The 20,405-nt window shown below is 67.1% G+C and carries 24 protein-coding genes and 1 pseudogene; 15 read left to right on the plus strand and 10 right to left on the minus strand.

What is annotated here, in order from left to right; all coding sequences use genetic code 11:
- Nucleotides 1-14 precede the first annotated feature (14 nt).
- From KME78_RS52775 to KME78_RS52785, 3 genes are all read left to right on the plus strand, one after another.
- The gene (locus tag KME78_RS52775; RefSeq protein WP_219537608.1) at nt 15-1,958 is read left to right on the plus strand and encodes a nucleic acid/nucleotide deaminase domain-containing protein; all 1,944 of its coding nucleotides are present in this window, start codon (nt 15-17) and stop codon (nt 1,956-1,958) included.
- 37 nt (nt 1,959-1,995) lie between these two features.
- Nucleotides 1,996-2,196: a hypothetical protein gene (locus KME78_RS52780; RefSeq protein WP_219537609.1), complete on the plus strand. Its 201-nt coding sequence runs from the start codon at nt 1,996-1,998 to the stop codon at nt 2,194-2,196.
- A 173-nt stretch (nt 2,197-2,369) separates the two neighbouring features.
- Nucleotides 2,370-2,822, plus strand: a complete 453-nt coding sequence (locus tag KME78_RS52785; protein WP_219537610.1) for a recombinase family protein — start codon at nt 2,370-2,372, stop codon at nt 2,820-2,822.
- A gap of 132 nt (nt 2,823-2,954) precedes the next feature.
- On the opposite strand, the gene KME78_RS52790 is transcribed toward KME78_RS52785, so the two are convergent.
- Entirely contained in the window at nt 2,955-3,320 is a 366-nt protein-coding gene (locus KME78_RS52790) for a hypothetical protein (protein ID WP_219537611.1), read from the minus strand.
- A gap of 140 nt (nt 3,321-3,460) precedes the next feature.
- On the opposite strand from KME78_RS52790, the gene KME78_RS52795 reads away from it, so the two are divergent.
- The 6 genes from KME78_RS52795 to KME78_RS52820 are packed head-to-tail and all read left to right on the plus strand — an operon-like array spanning nt 3,461 to nt 7,197.
- Nucleotides 3,461-3,853: a deazapurine DNA modification protein DpdA family protein gene (locus tag KME78_RS52795; protein ID WP_219537612.1), complete on the plus strand. Its 393-nt coding sequence runs from the start codon at nt 3,461-3,463 to the stop codon at nt 3,851-3,853.
- 31 nt (nt 3,854-3,884) lie between these two features.
- Nucleotides 3,885-4,148, plus strand: coding sequence for a hypothetical protein (locus KME78_RS52800; RefSeq protein ID WP_219537613.1), 264 nt, complete (start codon nt 3,885-3,887; stop codon nt 4,146-4,148).
- Between the two features lie 4 nt (nt 4,149-4,152).
- Nucleotides 4,153-4,557: a hypothetical protein gene (locus tag KME78_RS52805; protein WP_219537614.1), complete on the plus strand. Its 405-nt coding sequence runs from the start codon at nt 4,153-4,155 to the stop codon at nt 4,555-4,557.
- A 19-nt stretch (nt 4,558-4,576) separates the two neighbouring features.
- Nucleotides 4,577-4,801, plus strand: a complete 225-nt coding sequence (locus KME78_RS52810; RefSeq protein WP_219537615.1) for a hypothetical protein — start codon at nt 4,577-4,579, stop codon at nt 4,799-4,801.
- 9 nt (nt 4,802-4,810) lie between these two features.
- On the plus strand, nt 4,811-6,025 hold the full coding sequence (locus KME78_RS52815) for a radical SAM protein (RefSeq protein ID WP_219537616.1): 1,215 nt from the start codon (nt 4,811-4,813) through the stop codon (nt 6,023-6,025).
- Entirely contained in the window at nt 6,022-7,197 is a 1,176-nt protein-coding gene (locus KME78_RS52820; protein ID WP_219537617.1) for a cupin domain-containing protein, read from the plus strand. Before KME78_RS52815 ends, KME78_RS52820 begins: the two co-directional genes overlap by 4 nt.
- A gap of 47 nt (nt 7,198-7,244) precedes the next feature.
- Here the strand turns inward: KME78_RS52820 and KME78_RS52825 are convergent, their stop codons facing one another.
- Nucleotides 7,245-7,787, minus strand: coding sequence for a hypothetical protein (locus KME78_RS52825; RefSeq protein ID WP_246654401.1), 543 nt, complete (start codon nt 7,785-7,787; stop codon nt 7,245-7,247).
- Nucleotides 7,788-9,104: 1,317 nt separating this feature from the next.
- Complete coding sequence (locus KME78_RS52830; protein WP_219537618.1) at nt 9,105-9,692, minus strand: recombinase family protein; 588 nt, start codon at nt 9,690-9,692, stop codon at nt 9,105-9,107.
- A gap of 95 nt (nt 9,693-9,787) precedes the next feature.
- Here KME78_RS52830 and KME78_RS52835 point away from each other — a divergent pair, with 95 nt between their 5' ends.
- From KME78_RS52835 to KME78_RS52845, 3 genes are read left to right on the plus strand one after another with little or no spacing between them, the layout of a single operon-like run.
- Complete coding sequence (locus KME78_RS52835; RefSeq protein WP_219537619.1) at nt 9,788-10,366, plus strand: AMP-binding enzyme; 579 nt, start codon at nt 9,788-9,790, stop codon at nt 10,364-10,366.
- Nucleotides 10,356-11,120, plus strand: a complete 765-nt coding sequence (locus tag KME78_RS52840; protein WP_219537620.1) for a DinB family protein — start codon at nt 10,356-10,358, stop codon at nt 11,118-11,120. Before KME78_RS52835 ends, KME78_RS52840 begins: the two co-directional genes overlap by 11 nt.
- A 56-nt stretch (nt 11,121-11,176) precedes the next feature.
- Nucleotides 11,177-11,425 (plus strand): S1 family serine peptidase, encoded by a 249-nt coding sequence (locus KME78_RS52845; protein WP_219537621.1) that lies wholly within the window; start codon nt 11,177-11,179, stop codon nt 11,423-11,425.
- Between the two features lie 129 nt (nt 11,426-11,554).
- Here KME78_RS52845 and KME78_RS52850 read toward each other — a convergent pair whose 3' ends face one another.
- Complete coding sequence (locus tag KME78_RS52850; protein ID WP_219537622.1) at nt 11,555-11,953, minus strand: MmcQ/YjbR family DNA-binding protein; 399 nt, start codon at nt 11,951-11,953, stop codon at nt 11,555-11,557.
- Nucleotides 11,954-12,078: 125 nt separating this feature from the next.
- Here KME78_RS52850 and KME78_RS52855 point away from each other — a divergent pair, with 125 nt between their 5' ends.
- On the plus strand, nt 12,079-12,411 hold the full coding sequence (locus KME78_RS52855) for a nucleoside/nucleotide kinase family protein (RefSeq protein ID WP_219537623.1): 333 nt from the start codon (nt 12,079-12,081) through the stop codon (nt 12,409-12,411).
- On the opposite strand, the gene KME78_RS65500 is transcribed toward KME78_RS52855, so the two are convergent.
- The 4 genes and pseudogenes from KME78_RS65500 to KME78_RS52865 form a co-directional block, all read right to left on the minus strand.
- Nucleotides 12,331-13,023, minus strand: coding sequence for a Tn3 family transposase (locus KME78_RS65500; protein ID WP_246654402.1), 693 nt, complete (start codon nt 13,021-13,023; stop codon nt 12,331-12,333). The two genes, KME78_RS52855 and KME78_RS65500, sit on opposite strands and share 81 nt — an antisense overlap.
- A 16-nt stretch (nt 13,024-13,039) precedes the next feature.
- Nucleotides 13,040-14,554, minus strand: a pseudogene (locus KME78_RS65505) (Tn3 family transposase); the annotation flags it as partial.
- Nucleotides 14,437-15,276, minus strand: a complete 840-nt coding sequence (locus KME78_RS65510) for a DUF4158 domain-containing protein (RefSeq protein ID WP_246654403.1) — start codon at nt 15,274-15,276, stop codon at nt 14,437-14,439. The pseudogene KME78_RS65505 and the gene KME78_RS65510, both read right to left, overlap by 118 nt.
- 148 nt (nt 15,277-15,424) lie before the next feature.
- A complete protein-coding gene (locus KME78_RS52865; protein ID WP_219537624.1) occupies nt 15,425-17,113 on the minus strand; it encodes a hypothetical protein in 1,689 nt (562 codons plus the stop codon).
- Between the two features lie 210 nt (nt 17,114-17,323).
- On the opposite strand from KME78_RS52865, the gene KME78_RS52870 reads away from it, so the two are divergent.
- Together KME78_RS52870 and KME78_RS68475 are read left to right on the plus strand one after the other, a co-directional pair.
- Nucleotides 17,324-17,767: a transposase gene (locus KME78_RS52870; RefSeq protein WP_308127467.1), complete on the plus strand. Its 444-nt coding sequence runs from the start codon at nt 17,324-17,326 to the stop codon at nt 17,765-17,767.
- Nucleotides 17,692-18,384: a transposase gene (locus KME78_RS68475; protein WP_219537626.1), complete on the plus strand. Its 693-nt coding sequence runs from the start codon at nt 17,692-17,694 to the stop codon at nt 18,382-18,384. The genes KME78_RS52870 and KME78_RS68475 overlap by 76 nt, the downstream gene beginning before the upstream one ends.
- A 165-nt stretch (nt 18,385-18,549) precedes the next feature.
- Here the strand turns inward: KME78_RS68475 and KME78_RS52880 are convergent, their stop codons facing one another.
- Nucleotides 18,550-18,798 carry an HIRAN domain-containing protein gene (locus KME78_RS52880; protein WP_219537627.1) on the minus strand — a complete coding sequence of 83 codons (249 nt, stop codon included), beginning with the start codon at nt 18,796-18,798 and terminating at the stop codon, nt 18,550-18,552.
- A 743-nt stretch (nt 18,799-19,541) separates the two neighbouring features.
- Nucleotides 19,542-20,231 carry a hypothetical protein gene (locus KME78_RS52885; RefSeq protein ID WP_219537628.1) on the minus strand — a complete coding sequence of 230 codons (690 nt, stop codon included), beginning with the start codon at nt 20,229-20,231 and terminating at the stop codon, nt 19,542-19,544.
- Nucleotides 20,232-20,405 lie beyond the last annotated feature (174 nt).

Here is a 20,405-nt window from a genome sequence, read left to right on the forward strand (position 1 = left end):
GGAGGAGATCAGCCATGGGCAAAATCAAAAGGAACAAGCGCAAGAAGCAGCCGGGGAGCAACGAGCAGCAGAACACGGAGGTCGAGCAGGGCGGCGGCTCCGAGGGCGGCGAGAAACCCGCGCAGGACGAGGAGCCCGGCAGCGGCGAGCAGTCCCAGAGCGACGAGAAGTCCCCGCAGAAGGAGCCGGCCGGGCCGCCGGTCGGCGCCGAGCCGCTGGTCAAGACCAAGCAGGTGACCTCCCCGGCCCCGCCCGGCCCGGACCTCACCGTGTTCACGCTACTGCCTCCCGATATCGGCCGGTACATCGTGAGGTTCCTCCCGTTCGCATCCCTGATGAACCTGCTCGCGATCAACCCGGCCATGCGCAGGTGGATGAGCAGCGTGGTGCAGCAGTCGCGCAACACCACATTGTCGGCCGCCGCCACGGGCTTCTGGCTGAAGCACTGCGCCAAGCCGCAGTTCGGCGACTCGCCCATCACCGTTCTGGAGATGGTCCGGCAGATCAACCGCCAGCCGTATGACGAGAGGGTGTGGAGCTTTGTCGGCAAGCTGGTGGACAGCGACTTCACCCACTGGTCGGAGATCCTGGGCGAGCTGGCCATCCTGCGCGGCGAGTTCGGCGACGTCAGGGTTCTCGAGGCGCTCACGGACCTCCTGCCGACGGAGGAGGAGAAGCGTGCCCTGAAGGAGGGCTACGTCGGGGTCGCCGCGAAGGTGGACCCGCTCCGTCTCATGACGGCCACCGATCCGCCGGAAACCATGGCCGTCACCACCGCAGGAGTCACCGGCACGGACGAGCAGGCCATCAGGGACCTCGTCCACGACCGGCTCAGGACGAGGTTCAACACCATCAAAACGCAGGTGGCCGGGAAGGGGTCGACGCAGCGCCGCCAGCAGCGGACCGACGCCACCGCGCCCGAGCAGCGGGCGCTGGACCGGCTGTCCTGGGTGCTGACCCACCTGCAGGACGCCCGCCAGTGCGTCTCCGTCGCCCTGTCGAAGAACAACATGCGGGTGTGGGCGAACGTGCCCGACGACAGTATGCGGACCGACCTGGAGCGGCTCTTCGCCGCGGCGACGGCCGGCACCGAGCAGCTGCAGCAGCAGCTCGACTCCCTCTGGAGGGATCTGCACAACTCCTCGCTGGACAAGCGCTCAGGGAAGCCCGATGAAAAGGAGTGGCACGACGCCGAGCGCCGGCTGCTCAAGACCCTCAGGTTCCTGGGCGGCCTGCTGGACGAGTGGGCGAAGGTGCGTATGAAGGTGCGCCTGAGCGCGCGCACCACCGCCTACGAGGGCACGGGGGAGGAGCGCGTCCACACTGAGACCCAGGCGAGCGATGAGGCCAAGCACAGCCGCGACAAGCTCAAGGCCGACCTGGAGGAGCTCGAGGAGGCCACCGGCATCACGGTGATGCTGCAGGAGATGACGATGGCGATCGGCATCTCCAAGCTGTCGTGCTTCAAGTGCTGGATCACGCTCCTGGCGGCCCGAGAGGAAGGGGTCAATCTGGAGGGGTCGGGCACCCACGGCAAGTCCTACGGCAAGTGGACCATGCCCTTCGCCCTCGGCTCCTCCCCGCAGGTGCTCAAGGCGATCCTGGGCGTGACCGACTCCGAGCAGGACGAGGACCTCACCCGCTTGATCGAGAACCCGGTGACCGCGCCGATGGTGGTCAAGGCGATCAACATCTTCCCCGAGCAGGGGGCGGCGCAGAAGACGATCTACTACTCCAGCGAGGACGAGACGGACCTCAAGTTCACGAAGCACCCGACGGAACCCCCCAAACGCAAGGCCTCCGATTCCGGACCGACGCCAGTCCAGGGCAAGAAGGTCAAGCCGGACTCGGAGCAGGTCAAGCCCAAGAAGGAGGAGTTCGAGGAGCCCGACGAGATCATCGACGACGGGGACGACTCCGGCGACGAGGACTACCACCAGCCCGGGAGCGAGGAGTGATCTCCCTCTGAGGACGAGCAATAGTTCTACCCACGGGGTGCGGCACAGCGCCGCACCCCGCTCGACCTGGCCAGGTCATCGCCACGAGCGGCGCGCCACCCCGGCGGTCAGGTTACGCGCCGCCGAGCGGCTGACCGGGCAGAGGCGGGTGGAGGAGCTGCAGGTCCTCACCGCCGCCGGATATGAGGTGGCCGCCGATTCCGACCACAACATCGCCCGCCTCGCCCCTGAGGGCTGACCCGGCAGGCCGGCCTGTCGGGATTAGACGATTTAACGACACCCTCGGATTGGGCCCCGCAAGCCCTCTCGAAAACCAGACATCGAGTGATGAACCATAACGTCAGATGGCCAGTTCCGCACACGAATTAACGACAGGAAAATCGGGCTCCACCCCTTCTCGAGGAGAACCCGGTGCAGATCGTCTACTCCCGCGTCTCCACCGCGACCCAGTCCCTGCTGCGGCAGCGCCACATCCTCACCGAGGCCGGCCTTCTCGTGCGCACCGAAGGCGTCGCCGAGGGATTCCGGCCGGCCAACGGCGTCCTTCTCTTCGAGGACCCCGCCACCACCTCCAAGATCCCCGCCCTCGACCGGCCCGCGTTCGGCAAGATCGCCGCCAAGGCGCAGCCCGGCGACACCCTGACGGTCTCGGAGCTGTTCCGGCTCTGCCGCGACCTGCTCGACATCCACGCCGTCCGCAACTGGTGCCAAGCCCGCGGCGTCGCCCTGCGCGTCCTGTCCGGACCGCTGTCGAACTTCCACGACCTCGCCGCAGGCGACGCCACCATCGCCGTCATCATCAACGTGATCACCGCCGTCGGCGGGGCGGACGGCATCCTCGACGGACCGAGGCTCGGGTCATAGGGACGCGCCCGTAAGACGCGCTTGTCTCTGCCGGGAGCCAACGGCGACGGCGGCCCCTGGGCGCCTTCACCAACTCTTCGCAGTTGGCAGGGCCAGCCGCATCCGAGCCCACACCATGACGCGGGACTGAGGTCATGCGGCGTGCCTGGTCGGTGGTCGCCAGTCTGAGCGGCGGGTTTTGATCGCGCCGCGCAGATACAGCGCATGCGCGGCGCGGCGTGCCAGGATGTCAAGCTGGGAGTCGAGGAGCGGCACCGGTGTGTCGGCCAGCTCGGTACGCACCAGCCGGATGAGGAACTCCAGCAGGGGCAGATCAGCATCGTCGGCACGCCGCAGGTGCACGCCGCCGCCGCGCGGATGGCGGCCCGGCCGTACGCCGCGCCTGCTCGGGCGCGATCGCGCCCTTGTGCAGCCCAGGCCGCTGCGGATCTCCCGGCCCGCCGCAGACGCGACATTCCTCCTGCGCGGCCGGATCGGCCGGGTCGTTCCACCCCACATACCGGTGAGGCAGCACGCGTGGCTCGAACATGGGCGAATCACCTCGATCGTTATCTTGGGTTATTGATACCTTCTCGCAGGTCAGAGCGAGATGATCTTGTCTGGCACGTAAGGCACGTTGACCGGCACCCACGCTGCGGATGACCGGGACAGGACGCGGTCTCGACGGCGCAAGTACGCTGGCGGGCCAACGCCGGACCGAAGCGATCGCCTACGCCGCCCTGTACGAAGAGCACGGCGTCCGCCTGGCCGAGGGCTACGAGATCGTCAGCGTCGGCTCCCGCTGCCGCCGCCAGGCCAGTGCCGAGATCGGCTACATCTTCTGCACCCTCGACCAGCTCGACCTCCCGCTGCACGGGGTCGGCGTCAAGCTCGCCGGCCTGCGCAGCTATGGCCGCTACCTCGTCACAGCCGACAGCATGGCGTGGTCGTATGCCGGCCAGAACATCCGCGCCCGGCGACGTCATCGATCGAACAAAGAAGGTAACGGTTCGGTTTTCCTCATGATTGTGGCCGGGGTTGCCGTGGAATAGACGCCCGGGAAACAGTGTGAGGGAGGCGGCCGTGGCGCGACATGAATTTCGTGTGGTGCTCGATTTCGAGCTCGACGAGAGCGTGGTCAACAGGATCAACAAAGCCGTGCAGAAAGCGGTGACCGTCGAGCTCGCGAACGTCGATCTCAGCGACAGGGCATGGATCAACAATCCCATCCTGGGCGCAGGGCATGGAGACGGCGACGACGGGAGGCCGCGGGGAGCCTGGCTGGTCGAGATCTCCGACGAGCAGATCGCGGCCGCCGGGCTCGCGAAGCCGGACTTCGGGAGCTGACCCGGTGAGCCCCCACGGGGAGAACGCGGCGGAGATCCTCTGCCCGAGCGCCCGGTGCGAGAAGGACGCGATCCTCCTGGGGGTCTTTGATGCCACCGGTCGGCTGGGATACATACGTCCAGCTCTCAGGATCGATGACGACTTCGTGGCCGGCACCGCCGAAGGGCGGACCCCGGAGGAGCGTTTCCGGTTCGCCCAGCCCTGCGTCGAGAGCGGCTGCAGGAACTGGACCGGCGAGCGGTGCTCGGTGATCGACGACGCCCTGGAATTCGGGGTCGCCACCGAATCCCTGCCGGCCTGTTCGATCCGGAGAACATGTCGCTGGTTCGCACAGGCCGGGCCGAGTGCCTGTGCGGTATGCCCCCTGATCGTAAGAAACGTGAGAACGGCCGATCCAGGCACAGACTGACACGAAAGGAGATTTCGTCATGCCAGAGGCGAATGACGAGAAAGTATCGAAAGGCCGGGCGACGCTGTCCGTCGAGGGTCGTAAGATCCTCGGGGAAAGCATCCTGAACGGAATCATCGGGCCGGGCGAGGTAATCGCGGGTTCTCTCGACTACAACCAGTCCGGCGGCAATTACGTGCAGCGGGGCGGGGGCAATTATCACCAGGGCGGCGGCGGGAATTACGACCAGGCCCCGCTGAGATAGGCCCGCGAAGTGGCGGACACAGCGGTCCGGCCGGCGTGGAACCCGGCGGAGCCGGGGTCGATCGAGGGGCTCCAGGTCGTCTACAAGGTGGCCGAACGATGCAACATCAACTGCACGTACTGCTACTACTTCAACATGGGCGAGGAGACGGCGTTCGACAGGCCTTCACTCGCCTCCGCTGACGTCACGGAGGCGCTGGCCCACTGGATCGCCCAAGGCTGTGAAGAATTGCGTATCCCGTACGCGAAGATCGCCTTCCATGGCGGCGAGCCGACCCTCATCGGGGTCAGAAGGTTCGGTGAGGCGTGCCGCCGCCTCCGGGAGATCATCGAGCCGGTCGCGACCGTCCTGCTGAGCATCCAGACGAACGGCACGCTGCTCGATGACCAGTGGATAGCGGCCTTCGCCGAGCACGGCGTCGCCGTGGGCGTCAGCATCGACGGGCCGCAGGCGGCCAACGACCGCTTCCGCCTAGACCTGCACGGTCGTTCGAGCTTCAGCCGGACGGAGGATGCGATCCGGCGGCTCGTCGAGGCGCATGGGCCCGGGAATCCGCTGCCGTCGACCGTCAGCGTCATGCACAGCGGGAACGACTATCGCGAGGTCTACCGCTACTTGCGGGCGCTGGGCGTGCGGAACATGACCTTCCTGCTTCCCGACAGGAACGCCGACGACGTCGAGTTCATCTCCTCGGGCGCGGCGAAGCAGTACGGGTCGTGCCTCTCAGATCTCTTCCACGAATGGTTCAGCGAAGACGACACGGACGTGCACCTGCGCTTCGTCGACCAGTTGCTCGACCACTTCCGGCCGGACGTGGCCCCCGGCCAGGCGTTCCGGCGGCCGCGTAAGGAGAACCAGGTCGTCATCGCGCGCAGCGACGGCACCGTCGCGATCGACGATACGTTCATCCCCGCACTGGGCTGGTACACCGGGACGCCGGTGTGCTCCACCGGCGACACCAGCCTGCGCGACTTCCTCGCCGAACCGGTCTTCCTGGAGATCGAGGAGACCTTCAACACCCTGCCCGGAGAATGCGCCGGGTGCCGGTGGCGGCAGGTTTGCCGCGGTGGCGATCTGGAGAACCGCTTCTCGAAGCGGAACGGGTTCGACAACCGGTCGGTGTACTGCGACGCCTACAAGGTGATGTACCAGTACGTCTGCGACGAGCTGGTACGCAACGGCTACCCCGGTGAACTGATCACGGCAAAGTTTGGGAACGCATGACCGTCGAATTCACACTGGCCCAGTTGCTCCAGCCGCTCACGGTGGAGACCTTCCTACAGAAGGTGTGGGGCGTCACGCACTATCACGTCGAACGCGGTCGCGAAGACTACTTCGCCGGCCTGTTCGGCCCGGCCGCCGTCGAGGACGTCCTGGAGATCGTCCGTCCGGAGCCGTCGGGGGTGGTGGTCGTACGGGAGGACGACCACAGGAGCCCCGGCTCCTACCGGTTCGCCGACGGCAGCATCGACCTCGTCCGGATCCGCAACGACTTCGCGGACGGCCACACGATCGTCCTCAACGGCGTCGAGCGTTACGTGCCCGCCATCGCCTCGCTGGCCCACGGCCTCGAGGTCGAGCTGAACTTCGAGACACAGGTCAACGCCTACATCACGCCACCCGGCTCGCAGGGCTTCCTCCCTCATTACGACGACCACGACGTGCTGGTCCTCCAGGTCCGGGGATCCAAGACCTGGCACGTCCACGACGACGTGCCGCCGCACAAGATGCGACGCCGGGAGAAGGTCGTCGCGTCCGGCCTCCCGGCGCCGGCCGTCCTGCGGCTGAACGCGGGAGATGTGCTGTACGTCCCACGCGGCCGCGTCCACGCCGCCACGGCCAACGCCGAGCCGTCCATCCACCTGACCGTCGGGATCCACGCGCCGACCGTGCTGAAGCTCATCATCGAGGCGCTCGAGTCGCTGAGCTACCAGGACGACCGCGTCCTCGCCCAGTTGCCGCCCCGGCACCTCGACGACGTGGGCGTCCGCGCGAGCCTCGACGGCCTCCTGTGCGACATGGTCAAGGCCATCGAGGACCCGGCCGTCCTGGCGGAGGGTTTCGGGGCCCTGGCGGACGCCTTGGTCCGGCGTGGCCGATGCCGGCCCGTCGGACAGCTGGTCCCCAACGCCGTCGAGGCGCCCCGGATCGACGGGCGGACCCGCGTGGTCAAGTATCAGCCGCTCTACTCGCGTGTGCTGACGATGGCGGACGGGGTCGCGCTGCAGTTCGCGCAGTCGCTGGTGAGCGCCGACGCCGATCATCGGGCCGCGATGTTGTTCCTGTCGGGGAACACCGAGCCGTTCGAGGTGCGCGACCTGCCGGAGCTGTCCGAGGCGCAGCAGATCGAGCTGGCCCGTACGCTCGTCGTGGACGGGTTCCTCGTGCGGCTGTGACCGTCAGGGCGCGCCGCGCGCGGGCCTTCGCCGACCTCAGTTGACCGTCACCTCGATGGTCGCACCCTTTCAGCCCGAGTTCGACGATGGAACACGGTGCGGCCCTTGCCGCGTACGCCGACGAGGCGCGCCTTCTTGGCCTGGCGCAAACGCTCAGAATCGGCCGGCTCCAGCTGGTCCAGGTCCAGGCCGACCAGCGCCCGCGCGCCGCAGCTCAGTGCCGAACAGCAGGTAGACGATGGCCCGGTCACGCAGCGGGCGGGCGTGCGCGTGGGGCCCGCGCGGCGGCACATCACGCAGCCGTCACGCCGCAGCCGATGGTCTGCGCGCCTCGACAGCGCGGGCGGCCACCAGCCGCGATCGTGTGCCCGGATTCGGGCGCGATCCTCGGGAAACACCGAGTCCCACTCCTCATCGAGGGCGAACCAGCGCGGCGGCTGCCCGCTCTCCCCACCCAGCGGCACATCGAGATCGCCTATCGCGGCGTACGACAGGCCAAGCGTCGGCGACCAGTCCGAGCGGTAGGAACGCACGCAGACCGCGGCCGGCACATCCAGCAGTTCCGTGTGCAGCCCGGTCTCCTCGACCAATTCGCGTGCTGCGGCGGCGCGGGGTGTCTCTCCCGCTCGACCTTGCCGCCGGGAGGCACCCAGCCCCGCACCCGGTGCCTGACCAGCAGGACGTGCCCGAAGTCCGGATCGGTCACCCAGACATGGAAGAGGCCCAAGACCCGACGCCGTAATCTGCGCACGCTCGGCATTCCTGACCATAAGGCCAGGGAATGGGCATCGAGCGGCAAGGGGTATTGGCGCATCGCGGGCTCGCCCATTCTGGCGCGGGCGCTGCCCAACATCCACTGGGCCGATCTTGGCCTGAAGGGTCTGTATCCGACCTGGCACAGGCTCAAAACCACGACCTGACGAACCGCCGGATGCGGGCCCGCATGTCCGGTGGTGTGAGTAGGCCCGGAACTCCTAAAGCTACGGCGAGCCGCAAAGTAGCGGTGAGCTATCTTTCGGGTTCGTCGCGTAGTGGTTGCAAGTAGGTCAATCCCGGTGAAATGGGCGACCTTTTCCTTGATCGTGAGCCATGTCCTGGTGGTGGTCTCGTTCTGGGAGTGGTGGGGATGCGCGCGGAGTGGGAACCGGATGAGCTGATCGGTTCGTGGACGCTGGTCGAGGGTGATTGGAAGCTGATCCGTAACACGGGTGCCACCGGAATACGGCAGAAACGGGCCGCAGTACTAGATAGCCGCTGGTCAGAGTTGCTTAGCTCTCTGCCATCGTCGCCGAAAGTGTCCAGGGGCGGAGATGTGGAATGTGAGCGCCTCGGTGGACCCTTGCCGGGCATTGAACTGGTGAGGGGAGCTGCGGTTCTCGCCGGACTCCACGTGCACGTTGTGGGCACCTGGCTCGACGTAGAACGTGCAGGTGCCGCCTGGACCGATCTCGCCGAGGCGTGGCCACTCTGCGTCGAGGATGACCTCGACGGTCTGACGGCTCAGATTCTGGACCTGGAGACACGCCTTTGTCGGGTCCGAACAGATCGGGAAGTGGTTCTTCGGGACAGGGTCTGGCTGAAGGATCAACGGGATGCGCTTGGAGGGCGCCTCAGGAGCGGGCGGTTCTAGAGGTTGAGGAGGTGGGAGGCCAATCCATATCGTGAGCAGCACAGATATCGTCACGCCGAGGATCGCAATACCGAGAGCTGGCCAGTTCCACTGACCGTCTTGCAGGACCTGGTTGACCGCGACGCCCGCCACCACCGCAGTCGCGATGCCCGCAACCACCTGTAAAAGCGCTCGCTGTCCTGCCCCACACCGATCGCCCCCTTGGTCCTGGAAACCTCGCTCGCCGGACGCTGCCGGGTGCGACGTGCTCGGTGTCTGGCTTGTGATTCTTGCGGCGCTATGGGGCGTGCTGGGTGAGCGCGGCGTATGCCGTCGACCGTGAGATCTTCAGCGTGCGGGCCGCCTCGGTCACCGAGGTGCCGTCATCTACCAGCCGGCGCAACGTCTGCAGTTCTGCCGGGCCGACGACGCGTGGGCGGCCGATGTGCTGTTTGCCAGGCAGCATCCGGCCCTCGGCCTGGCGGCGCAGGGCCGAGGCGATGCCTTCGGCTTGGCGTTCGGCGCGCAGCTCCAGTTCGTACTCGGCGGCCGCGGCCAAGACCGCGAACATGAAGCGGCCTTCCTTGGTATCCAAATCGAAGTTCTCCGTCAGGGACACCACCATGATGCTGCGGTCGCGGAGCTCGTTGATCGTGGTCAGGACGTGCCCGGCCGAGCGGCCCCATCGGTCGGACTTCCAGAACTTCAGCGTGTCGCCGGACTGCGGCCGTGCCAGCAGTGCCTCCCACGCCGGTCGGGCCACGCCGCGCTTGCCGGACTCCTTTTCCATGACCAGCTCGTCGTAGCCACTGACCGCCAGGGCATCGAGTTGGAGCTGCGGGTTCTGATCACGTGTGGAGACCCGCGCGTACGCCCAGACGGTCATCGCCGCCACCCTTCGCGAGTCCAAGAACGTTTACGTTTCTGGACACGATAGCGACCAGCCACGATGCCGTCCAGAAAACTCCGTCCGAAAAATTGATGCGGACGCGGCCCCTTCGATCAGGGCGCGCCGGTCTTGCCAGAGGCTATCTCGGCCATCCCGGCCGCACGGCGGCCTCGTTCCTCCCGGACCCGTTCGCCGAGAGGCCCGGCGAGCGCATGTACGCCACCGGGGACAACGTTCGGCTTCAGCCGGACGGGAACTACGTGTACGTCGGCCGAATCGACGACCAGATCAAGATCAGTGGGTACCGGGTCGAGATCGGCGAGGTGGAGCACAACCTGCGCGCATGCCGAGGCGTGGTCGACGCGGCGGCACTGTTGCGCGAGGACACCCCGGGCGGCGCGGCCATCGTCGCCTATCTGGTCGGCGAACGGCGACCCGACGAGCTGCTCACGAGCCAACTGGGTAGTTGGCTACCCGCGCCGATGATTCCACGCGTCTACGTCTGGCTGGACGAGATGCCTCTCAACCGCGCGGGCAAGATCGATCGTCGAGCGCTCGCCAAGATGCTCGATCCCGCACTCCCCCACCCGGACGCAACACGCAACCCTCACGTTGTGCCATTCACTGGCACGGGCGGGACGGATACGGGAAACTGTCCCAATGCCTGCTGAGTACACCCAAAGTTACCAGTTCCGTGGTGCCCGCATCCACCTGAGCGACCTCTCCGGCCTCGAGATTCGCGATTGCGACGTCACCGGCCTGAAGATCGTGGACTGCTATGGGGGCAACGTCTCCCTCGGTGGCGGCTTCGAGCGTGTCGTTGTCAACGACGTCGACGTGACCGCCTACGTCGAGGCCGAGCTCGACCGGCTGCATCCCAACCGGGTGCTGGCCCGTGAGGCCACGTCCGCCGCCGAATACCGGGCCGCTTGGGATGCCATCGAGAAGCAATGGGAGGAGACGCTCGACCGCGCCAGGCGCCTACCCGAGGCGAAGCTGCACGAGCAGGTCGACGGCGAGTGGTCGTTCGTCGAGACGCAGCGGCATCTGCTGATGGCCAGCGATGCCTGGATCGGCAACGCCGTGCTCGAGGAGGACGCGCCGTACCACCCGTTGGGCCTTCCTGCCGGCGGGATGCCGGCCGAAGCATCGGCGAAGCTCGGGCTCACCCTCGATGCCACCCCGACGTTCGACGAGGTACTCGCGCCGCGGCTGGCCCGCATGGCCACGATGCGCCGGATCGTCGACGAGCTCACCGAGGCCGAGCTCGATCGGGTGTGTGGTCGCAAGCCGGCGGACCCATATCCGGACCGGGAGTACGTCGTGCGCCGCTGCCTCACGGTGGTGTGCAAGGAAGAGGCCGAGCATCACCGGTATGCGGTCCGCGACCTCACCGTGCTCGAGGCCGGTGCCCGAACCGAGTGAAGGCGCGTCCCGGCAATGGACGGCGATCTCGCGATCCTGCGCTTGACCAGCCCATCTTGCTGTCGGAGCCCCTCATCGCACCCGCGCTGCCCAGCCAGGGCGCGGTGCCGACCGGCGAGGTAGTCACGACCGGCTACGGAAAGACCAGCAATGCGGGCTTCCCCAACGAACGACGCGAGGTCTTCCTCGATGTCACGCCGCGGTGGACCTGCGAAGGCATCCACCAGTTCGTGAAGCCGATCACGCCCGGAATGAACTGCACCCGCAAATCCGGCCAGACGGCCCGAGCATGCGGCACTGGGTGATGTCGTCATCGGAATCGACTCCTGAAATATCTCTGGCCAGTGCGGCAACCCGACCTATCCCACCGTGAATAGGAATGTTTCTCAGCACCGAACCTGGATAAGCGGCAACGTGGGAAGGTAGCCGGCGGTTCATCCCCCTGCCTTCAGCCGGAACGCGAGGCGGCGGGGCGCCTGCACGCGATAGCTGTCCGTCACCAGCTCGGCAACCTCGACCCAGTCCGTCTCGTCGTCCAGCACCATTCCCACGACATTCACACCCCAGTCGGCCCGGAAGAACGGAGGGCCGGCATGCGCCAGCGCGGCCAACTCCCCGGGCGGCGCCCGGAAGGTCATCAGGATGGCCGGATCGTCCATATCGATGTACGCCGACCCCCTCACGTCGGTGGTGTAGACGTGCAGGAACGTCCGCCGGCGAATCCGCCACCGCAAGCCGATCCACGCCGGCTCCTCGTACGCCTCGGGCAGCTCCCCGCAGATCACCCGGAGCCGGCCCACAACGGCGGGTGGAACGTCCGCGATGTCGCTCATCTGTACCTCCCGCGCCCATCCTGCCCGCCGGGTAGGACATCAGCACATCAGAGTCTCCGGGGTTGGCGGGGCCGCGCCGACGTCATAGGACTATCGGGCCCAGCTAGATCGATCTGCGGATCTTCGTGTCCGTCGACTTCGAGCAGACCATAGATCGCGCCCTGACCCGCGGCATGGCGATGGCCGGATCCGCCGATGCCGCCGAGATCGAACGGTCCTGGCGCCACCGCTACATCCCGTCCCAGCAGCTCTACTTCGCGACAGCCCGCCCGACCGATCACGCTGACATCATCGTGTACAACGATCAGCTCCACGAGCCGACCTGGGACATCCGATCCGCGCGCCCGGAACGATCGGGGATCGGCATGAACTCGTCCTCAGGCGGCCAGGCTGAGATCGAGGCGGGTGTTCATGTCGAGGCGGAACCGGCCGTAGGGGTTGATGTGGACCCAGAATAGGGGTGAGAGCGCCCGGTGGTCCTCGTCGGTGAGCTTCCGCGCCCACTTCGGATCTCGTAGCACGGCTTGGAGGAGCTGGGTGTTGATGAACACCAGCGAGGACTGGAGTAGGTGCAGTGCGAGCATGGACACCTCGGCGTGCTCGCGATCGGAACCGGTGAGGGTGCCCTCGCGACCGTAGAAGATCTTGTCGTTGGCGCCGTTCCAGTTCTCCACGACCTGCAGCCCATTGTTGATCTCACGGCGGAGTTCCTCGTCGGCGAGGTAGTCGCAGGCGAAGATGGTGCGCACGACCCGGCCGAGTTCTTCCAGGGCGAGGTAGACCGGCTGCTTGGGGCCCCCACTCTTGGACTTCATAAACCGGCGCAGCACCTGCTCGGCCTCGTTAGTGCGAAGGCGGAGCGCGGTCGCGTACTTGATGATCTGATCGTAGTTGCGGGCGATCAGATCCCAGTCGATCGGCCGCTGCTTCAGGACCTTCGCCAGCTTCGGCCACGCGGCCTGGTTCGCGGTCGGCGCGTACAGCTGGATCGCGCCGATGTTCTTCAGCCGGGGCAGCAGCTTGAACCCCAGGACCTCGGTGAAGGCAAAACCCCACCAGCGAAGCTCCATGGGTGTCGGTGTAGTTCGCCTCTATGTCGGCGTCGGTGCCGTGCCGCAGCAGCCCCTCGATCATCGCCGCAACCTCCGAGGAGGAACACGACTTCAGCTGTGAGTAGACGCACAGCCGACCCTTGTCGACATGCCAGTAGATCATGACGCCGTAGCCGCCGTACCGGGCGTGGAACTCGGTCATCAGGTTGGAGTCCCAGGAGGCGAACCGCTTTGAGTCCGATGCCGTCGACGTCGCCTTCCCCCACCACTTCGGATCCCGGGCCTCCAGGGTCGCATTCACCACGGACACGATCGCGGCACGCAGGTTCTCCCGAGTGATGAAGGTCTGGCGGACGTGCCGTAGCTCGGCCTCGGTGTGGCCGTGCTCACCGGTCGCTGACATCTGTCGGATCCCCATGTTGGTGCCGAGCGCGAACAACACGAGCAGAAGCCGCTTACTCAAGGTCTCCTTGGACAGGACCTCGCGGGTCGCGACCGAGGTGAACAGGTCGGGGAAGTCGGTGATGAACGCGGTGTTCTTCAGGATGTCCAGCAGGTCGATGGTGCCCCAGCGGCGCTGCACCTCGGCCTTCAGAGCGGTGAGGTTCTTCGGCTCGGGCAGCTTGTCGAGCTTCGGGACCGACACCCACGGCTTGCCCTTCCGGGTGGTGATCTTCACGCCTCCTGTGGTGCCCTCGACGAGGCCGGTGTTCAGCCGGTCCAGGCCCGCGGTCAGGCGGCTTTTGAGGTCGGCTATGAACTCGGTGGCATCCAGGGGCTGGGACAGGGCGGCGTAGTGGACGTCGCGGTTGGTCTCGAAGTCGCCGGGCAGGTCCTTGTCCGGATCGCGCCACCGGCCAGCGCCCTGCACGTACACCTCACGGCGCCGCAGCGCCTCCCGCAACGCGATCAGCACGCACAGCTCGTACGGGATTCGCTCGACCCGCCCGGACTCGGCGTCCACCACCGCGTCCCGCCACGCCCACTGCACCACGCCCTCGATCGGCACCCGCTCGGTCTCGGCGTAGTACCGCTCGGTCGCCGCGACCCCCGCGTACCGAGACAGCAAGTCGATCGCATCCATCACCGGTCGGTAGGCGGTGTTGTTGCACTTGAACTCCAACGCCGCCAGGATCGGCCCGAGCATCCGCCGGTAGTGGTGGGAGTAGGAGCCGCGCAGCTGGTAGCGGATCCGCTCGGAGACAGCCCGCTCGGTGGCCATCAGCTCCCGCGCCAGCGACTTCAGCGTTCCCACCCCACCCGGCACCGCCGGATACACCGCCTCCCGCACCGTGTCGTCGGGGCGCTCGATCGCGGCTTTGATCATTTTGACGTAGATGCCGCGCTTGCCCCGTACCTTCGTCAACTCGCCGACCAGCTCCCGCTCCACCCGCCGCTCGGCCCGCGCGTTGATCCGGTGAATCAGGTCGATCAGCAGCCCGACCAGCCCGTCGACCAGCTCGGCTTGCCGCGTCCAGCACAATGCCGCCAGCAGCGTGTACCGCACCGGCTCGGAGCTGTCCTCGAAGTCCGAGGGGTACATCCGCATCGCCCGCGTCCGCCACGCCGCCACGCCGCCACGATCCGATCCGACACCCCGGAGAAGACCCCGTCCGGCAGCCCCAGCGACCGAGCCGTCGCCAGCTTCCCGATCTCCGCCAGCAACGTGTCCAACCCCAGCGGACCCGGGTCGGACTTCAACTCCGCCAGCACATGCGGACGGTCCAGCAGATCCTGCAACCTGCCGCACACCACCGACCCCAGTGTGCCCACCACGCCCTCCGAGAACGCCACCTCGAACTTGGAAAGGCCCGACCCCACCACCCGCTCCACCTGGCCGGGCGTCGGCGGCTCCACATCCTCGCTCCGGCATCTGCGGCGCAGCGCCTCAGCAAGCCGCCGGCGACTCGTCTCCGTCGGGCACATCTCCTCCGCCAGCCACCGTGCCCACCGGTCCTCATCCTCCTCCGTCGCCGGCCGCGTCCCGAACGCCTCCCTGATCTGCTTGCGGTGATACTCGATCGTCCGCCCCGTCCACCGGTACTTCGCGAACTCCCCGGCGTCGACCTTCACCAGTGACGCCACATAGTCGACCGCGACCAGGGGAACCTCCTGCGGACCGTCCGGGAACCGGCCCTCAAGCTCATAGAACTTCAGCAACAACGCGAACCCCAACCGCGTCGCGCCCGACTTGTTACGGATCAGCTTCCAATCACCCTCGACCAGCGTCCACGAACCGATCAGCTCATCCGGTTCCCACTCCGCGCGCATCCCCACCACTCCCAGACCGAGACCACCACCAGGACATGGCTCACGATCAAGGAAAAGGTCGCCCATTTCACCGGGATTGACCTACTTGCAACCACTACGCGACGAACCCGAAAGATAGCTCACCGCTACTTTGCGGCTCGCCGTAGCTTTAGGAGTTCCGGGCCGTGAAGGCGCCCAGGACGTCGCCGTACTCGAGGTCGCCCGCGTCCAGGTCACGGGTCTTCCCGGTGTGCACGTCCACGGCAGCCAGGTAGACCTCGTCGTCCTCGTCCGAGAGGCGCACCATCACCTCGTTGGCGTTGAGCCAGCGCTCCACGGTGTCGATCTCTTGGGCACCGTCCTCGTCCACCAGGCGCCGTAGTTTGGTGACATGTCCGGTGCGCGTATCCAGCGTGATCACGCGCTCGTCGTCGTCGGCCACGGCGAGCGTCCGGCCGTCGGGTGAAAGCGCCGCGCCGCTGATGCCCACCTCGGCGTCGACGCGGAAGCGGCGTCCGGCCAGCTTGATCTTCGTGTCCGACGAGGCCTCGCTCGCCATGGACTCGTCGATCACGCGCTTGCCGTCGTCCGTGATGGCCATGGTCCAGGCGCCGTAGGTCGTCCTGCCCTTGGTGAAGTCAAGCATCGGGCTGTCGGCGCCGCTCTGGAGGAAGTTGACCGCGAAGTAGCGGCCGTTGCGCGAGGAGACGAACTCGGGATCGGAGCCGTGCAGCCGGATCGCGAACGTCTTGTACTTGCCGGTGGCCAGGTCGCGGACCACGTAGTCGTTCTGGGTGTCCAGGTAGGCGACGCGCCGGCCGTCCTGGCTGACGGCCACGTCCGGCACCGTCGTGGTCTGCTTGGCGGCCTGGGAGGCGTCCAGCCGCCACTCAGTGCCCGACTTGCCCACCAGCCGCCACTGGGCGCACTCCGGGGGCTTGCGCGTGTCGTAGGGGGCGTCGCTGTTGCAGAAGCCTTGATAGGCACGGCTGATCGGCTCGTCCAGGCGCTCCGGCAACGGGTCGGGCTGCGGCTCCTCGGCGGTGGGCGTGGGGTCGAGCTCTGTGGGTGTGAGGTCGGGCTCGGAGATCGGGGCGTCGGCCCGCTGGGCGGCCCTTTCCGCGCTGTTCGCCAGGGCGCTCAGCGCGACTATGGTGAGCGCCACGAACGCGCCGGCGCCCGCGAAGCTCAGGGTGGTGAACACGCTCCGCATCACGAGGCGCCGCCTGAGGACCAGGCGGGGCGCGGTCTGGGCAACGTCCATGGGCACCGCGACGGGCAACTCGGCCGCCAGCCGTACCAGGGCGGGCGACGGAGCGAGCGGAGCCGGTGAGGGCGGGGCCGTCCAGGGGCTCGGGGGCGCCGCGAGGTCGTCGGCCTGCCAGGGTGCCGCCCACGGGCTGTCCCCGAGCGCTTCGATGGCCTCATGGGGCCGGGGCTCCGTGGCGGCTTCATCGCCGAGGTCGAGGAGGTGCGGGTGGGTGGCTCGGACGCGTTCCGTCTCCTCCTGGAGCGCGCCGGGCATCCAGGTGCCGACCAACTGGGCGGCGCGGTGCGGGTCCAGGCCGTCATGGAACTGGGCGACCACGGCCACCCGCCCGAGCGGGGACATCCCGGCCAGCGGGAAGCCCGCGGGCGGCTCCGCGGGGCCGACGAGGTATGCCCGGTAGAGCGTGCTGAGCACTGCCTCGACCGGTCTGTTCCACCGGTGCACGGACCAGCGGCGGCCCGTCGTCACCAGGGCCTGGATGGCCAGGTCCCTGGCGCGTTCCGGGTCTCCTGTCAGGAGGTAGGCCGATCGGGCGAACCACTCCGCATGGTCGGCGGCGAACTGCGATAAGCCATCGTGCTTGGTCAATTGTTCGACTCCTCGTGGAGTTGATCACTTGCGTTTTAGAGCCTGCTGACGAAGGGATTTGGTGTCGGGGCTGGGGTCAGTAGATCGCCGGGGTGTGGTCATGGTTGGGCTGATTTCCAGTGAACAGGAGCGGGCTCCCGGTAGCTGAGGTGTTGTCTAAGCAGCTCAGCGGCCAGGAGCCCGTGGTTGTCTGTCTACACGCCTGCGGCCGTGAACGCCAGCGGTTGCGCCTCACTGGGATGCGCATGTCGAGACCGGAAACCGGCATACCCGTCGGATCTGGCTGATGCCGAATGGTCGGTGCTGGAGCCCGAGGCGCGGGCGATGATGGCCGAGCCGGTCGCGGCCACGGGCCGGCCGATGGTGCATGACCTGCGCGCGATGCTGGACGCGATCGGCTATGTGACCCGGTACGGGATCGAGTGGCGGGCGTTGCCGGTCGACTTCCCGCCGCACGCGGCGGTGTATGCGTTCTTCGTGCGCTGGTCCCGGCGCGGCCTGCCCGAACGGCTGCCGGGCGGCTCCGCGGCCAGCTGCGCGTACTGGCCGGACGGGGTGAGCTTCCGACGGCCGGGTGCGTGGATTCCCAGACGGTCAGGGCGGCCGAGACCGTCGGAGCGGCGGCCTGCGGTTACGACGCGGGCAAGAAACTGAAGGGGCAGAAGCGGTATGTCGTGGTCGACACGCTCGGGCTGCTGTTGTGCGTGATCGTCACCGCCGCGTCGGTGCAAGACCGTGACGGCGCGTATCCGGTGCTGGCGCTGCTGCGGGAGAAGTTCTCGACCATCACTCTGGTCTGGGCCGATGGCGGCTATACCGGTCGGCTGGTCACCTGGGCCGGGAAGGTCCTGGGTCTGGCCGTCACGATCGTCCGGCGCAGCGACGACCTGCGCGGCTTCGTCGTGCTGCCCCGCAGGTGGGTGGTGGAGCGGACGTTCGCCTGGCTGGTCCGCTACCGCCGCCTAGTGCGCCGGTTCACCCAGCTGCCCAGGGTGCTGGCGTTGATGTCGAACTCGCGCGCCACCGACGCGACCGTCCGATCGCCCTCCAGCACCATGCGGATGGCTTCTTCCTTGAACTCCGGCGAGAACTGCCTGCGACGCCTCGTCACGTACCTACCTCTTCCAGACTGTGACGCGCAGAAAAAATGGCAACACGACGCAGAGCTATGGCAGCGGGCATCCTTCAAGGCTCACCTGAACTGGGCATATATGCCTATCTCGGCTGAGAGGCTCTCCGCACAGTTGCTGACATTGTTCTGCGTTATTTAGTGAGAGGTGTCATTGATCTGCGCTGCCACTGACATTGAGTCGCATCTCGACGGAAGCTGAGGGTCGGACCTGGGGTTGCTGCCCGAGTTGTGATTTCCAAAACGCCGAGAGCGCGAGCCGAGCATTTGAGAGAACTGAGATGCACGAGAGGCGCAACGCTAGCGTTCACGTTGCTGCGGCGGGCTGACCTGGTGAGGCTCGGGTCAGCTCAATCCGCACGCGCACCACATCCCGGCGTGCCAGGGCGGTGGGAGTGCGCTGGCGTGGGAGCGACTCGAGGACCGCGTAAACTGACGGACCCTCTTCAAGGTCGAGCAGCGGTGCGAGCACGTAGGCGATCTCACGGGCGAGGTAACCGATCTGCCGGCAGTTGCACGCCGATGGCATGGGGATCGGCGAGGTTCTCGCGCTCACGATGGAGGTATACGCGATCGCTGTTACGAGCCACCGCCAGAAGCGGTGCGGTGCCTCACTGACCGATGCCGCCGCTCCCAGCCCTGCTGGCGGCTTCGGCCAGCTGCTTTTGGAACGCGGGCATCTGTATCGGAGCCGCCGAACCGTCGCCCAAACTCGGTGTTGGTAACCTGCGGCGGCTGCAGTATCACGACCGGTCCGCGCCCATCTGGACGACGATCGGACGGCTCCTGCGTCCGCTGGAGGTTGTCAACGCCGGGCTGGACGGCCCGGTTACGCCGCATCGGCAGCGTGCCATGCTGGATGTCGTCGCGCTCCTGCTCCTGAGCCGAGGGAGGACGGACCTTCTGGGGCTGGACCGAGCAAGAATTGGTCCACCTGCTCGGCCGTGACCAGACCGACTTTCATCGCGTCGCTCCCGCTTGAGCCGGTGACGAGGTCCGCCCCTACCTGGCGGCTTACGCCTACCTGCTGGGCTCGTTCACCGGCTTCGACCGCCTCGGCAGCTTCCAACGCCTCACCCTGGCCTGGCAGATCTTCGGGCGCGACCGGTTGAGCAACGAGATCGCCCAGGTTCGAGCCGTCCTAGACGAGTGCTCATCCAGACGGAGGCGGGACCGCGCGCCGGTGCTTCGAGACCATGGTCGAACGCGGACGGGCCGGAAGTCCTGGTCATGGCCCGTGCGGATCCCCTTACCGGCACACACTCGCGAGCAATGTCTCGGCCGCCACAAGATCATTGGTCACGCCCATTCCGCCCAGCGGATCTGCTTCTGGCGATCGAAGTAGTCGGGCCGTAGCGTGGACAGCCGCAGGCAGGTCAACGGGCCCGTCTTCGTGGGGTGCACGACTTCCAGGTGCTGCGTGCAGCCGTACTTCGCGATCCAGCGGGGAAGAGCGCGCAGATACTTCAGGTCGAACCCGGCGTAGTACGCGGTGTCGGCCCGGTAGAGGAGATCCTGGCCGTGCAGATGCACCTCGTCGGCGTCGACCCCTTCGTCCTCGAGGTGCGCCAGCACCGCCGCGCCGGCCCGATACAGCGGGCTGCTCGGCTTCCAGCGCCGGGCCAGATGCCGGCGTGCGGTAGCGGAGCTCGGCTGACGATCGGCGAGGTCGAAGCGCTCGATCGCCAGGGCGCCCGCCTCCACCGCTTCCCGGATGAGCTGCCGCCGGGCCTGGTTGATCCGGCCGTCGAGCCCTTCGAACTCGGGCAGCATGTGATCGCGCGGGGCTCTGCCGGCGTCCGGATCTTCCTTGATCGCGTGCAGACGGGCCAGGGCCGTCTGCAGGTCGTCGCCGCGGTGCCACAGCAGCGTCATGTCAAAGCTGGGATCGTCCTTGCGGCGGGTGAGCACCTGGATCGAGCGCCGCCGCTGCCGCAGTTCCCGCGTGATCAAAGTCTCCGGGAAGACCATCAGAGGAAGACTCTCCACCAGCGCGGTCCACCTCGGCGAGGGAGCATCAACCTCGACATTCAGATCAAGGTCTCCGACCTCGGGGGCGCCGCGAGCAAAAGATCCGAACACGTGCAGCTCAGTGACAACGTTTAACGGAGGTGCCTTCGGATTCGGAGATCGTGCTGTCCATCAGCCGATCCTCCGCCGCGA

Origin of the sequence: Nonomuraea guangzhouensis (genome assembly GCF_019396345.1) — a bacterium.
GTDB lineage: Bacteria > Actinomycetota > Actinomycetes > Streptosporangiales > Streptosporangiaceae > Nonomuraea > Nonomuraea guangzhouensis.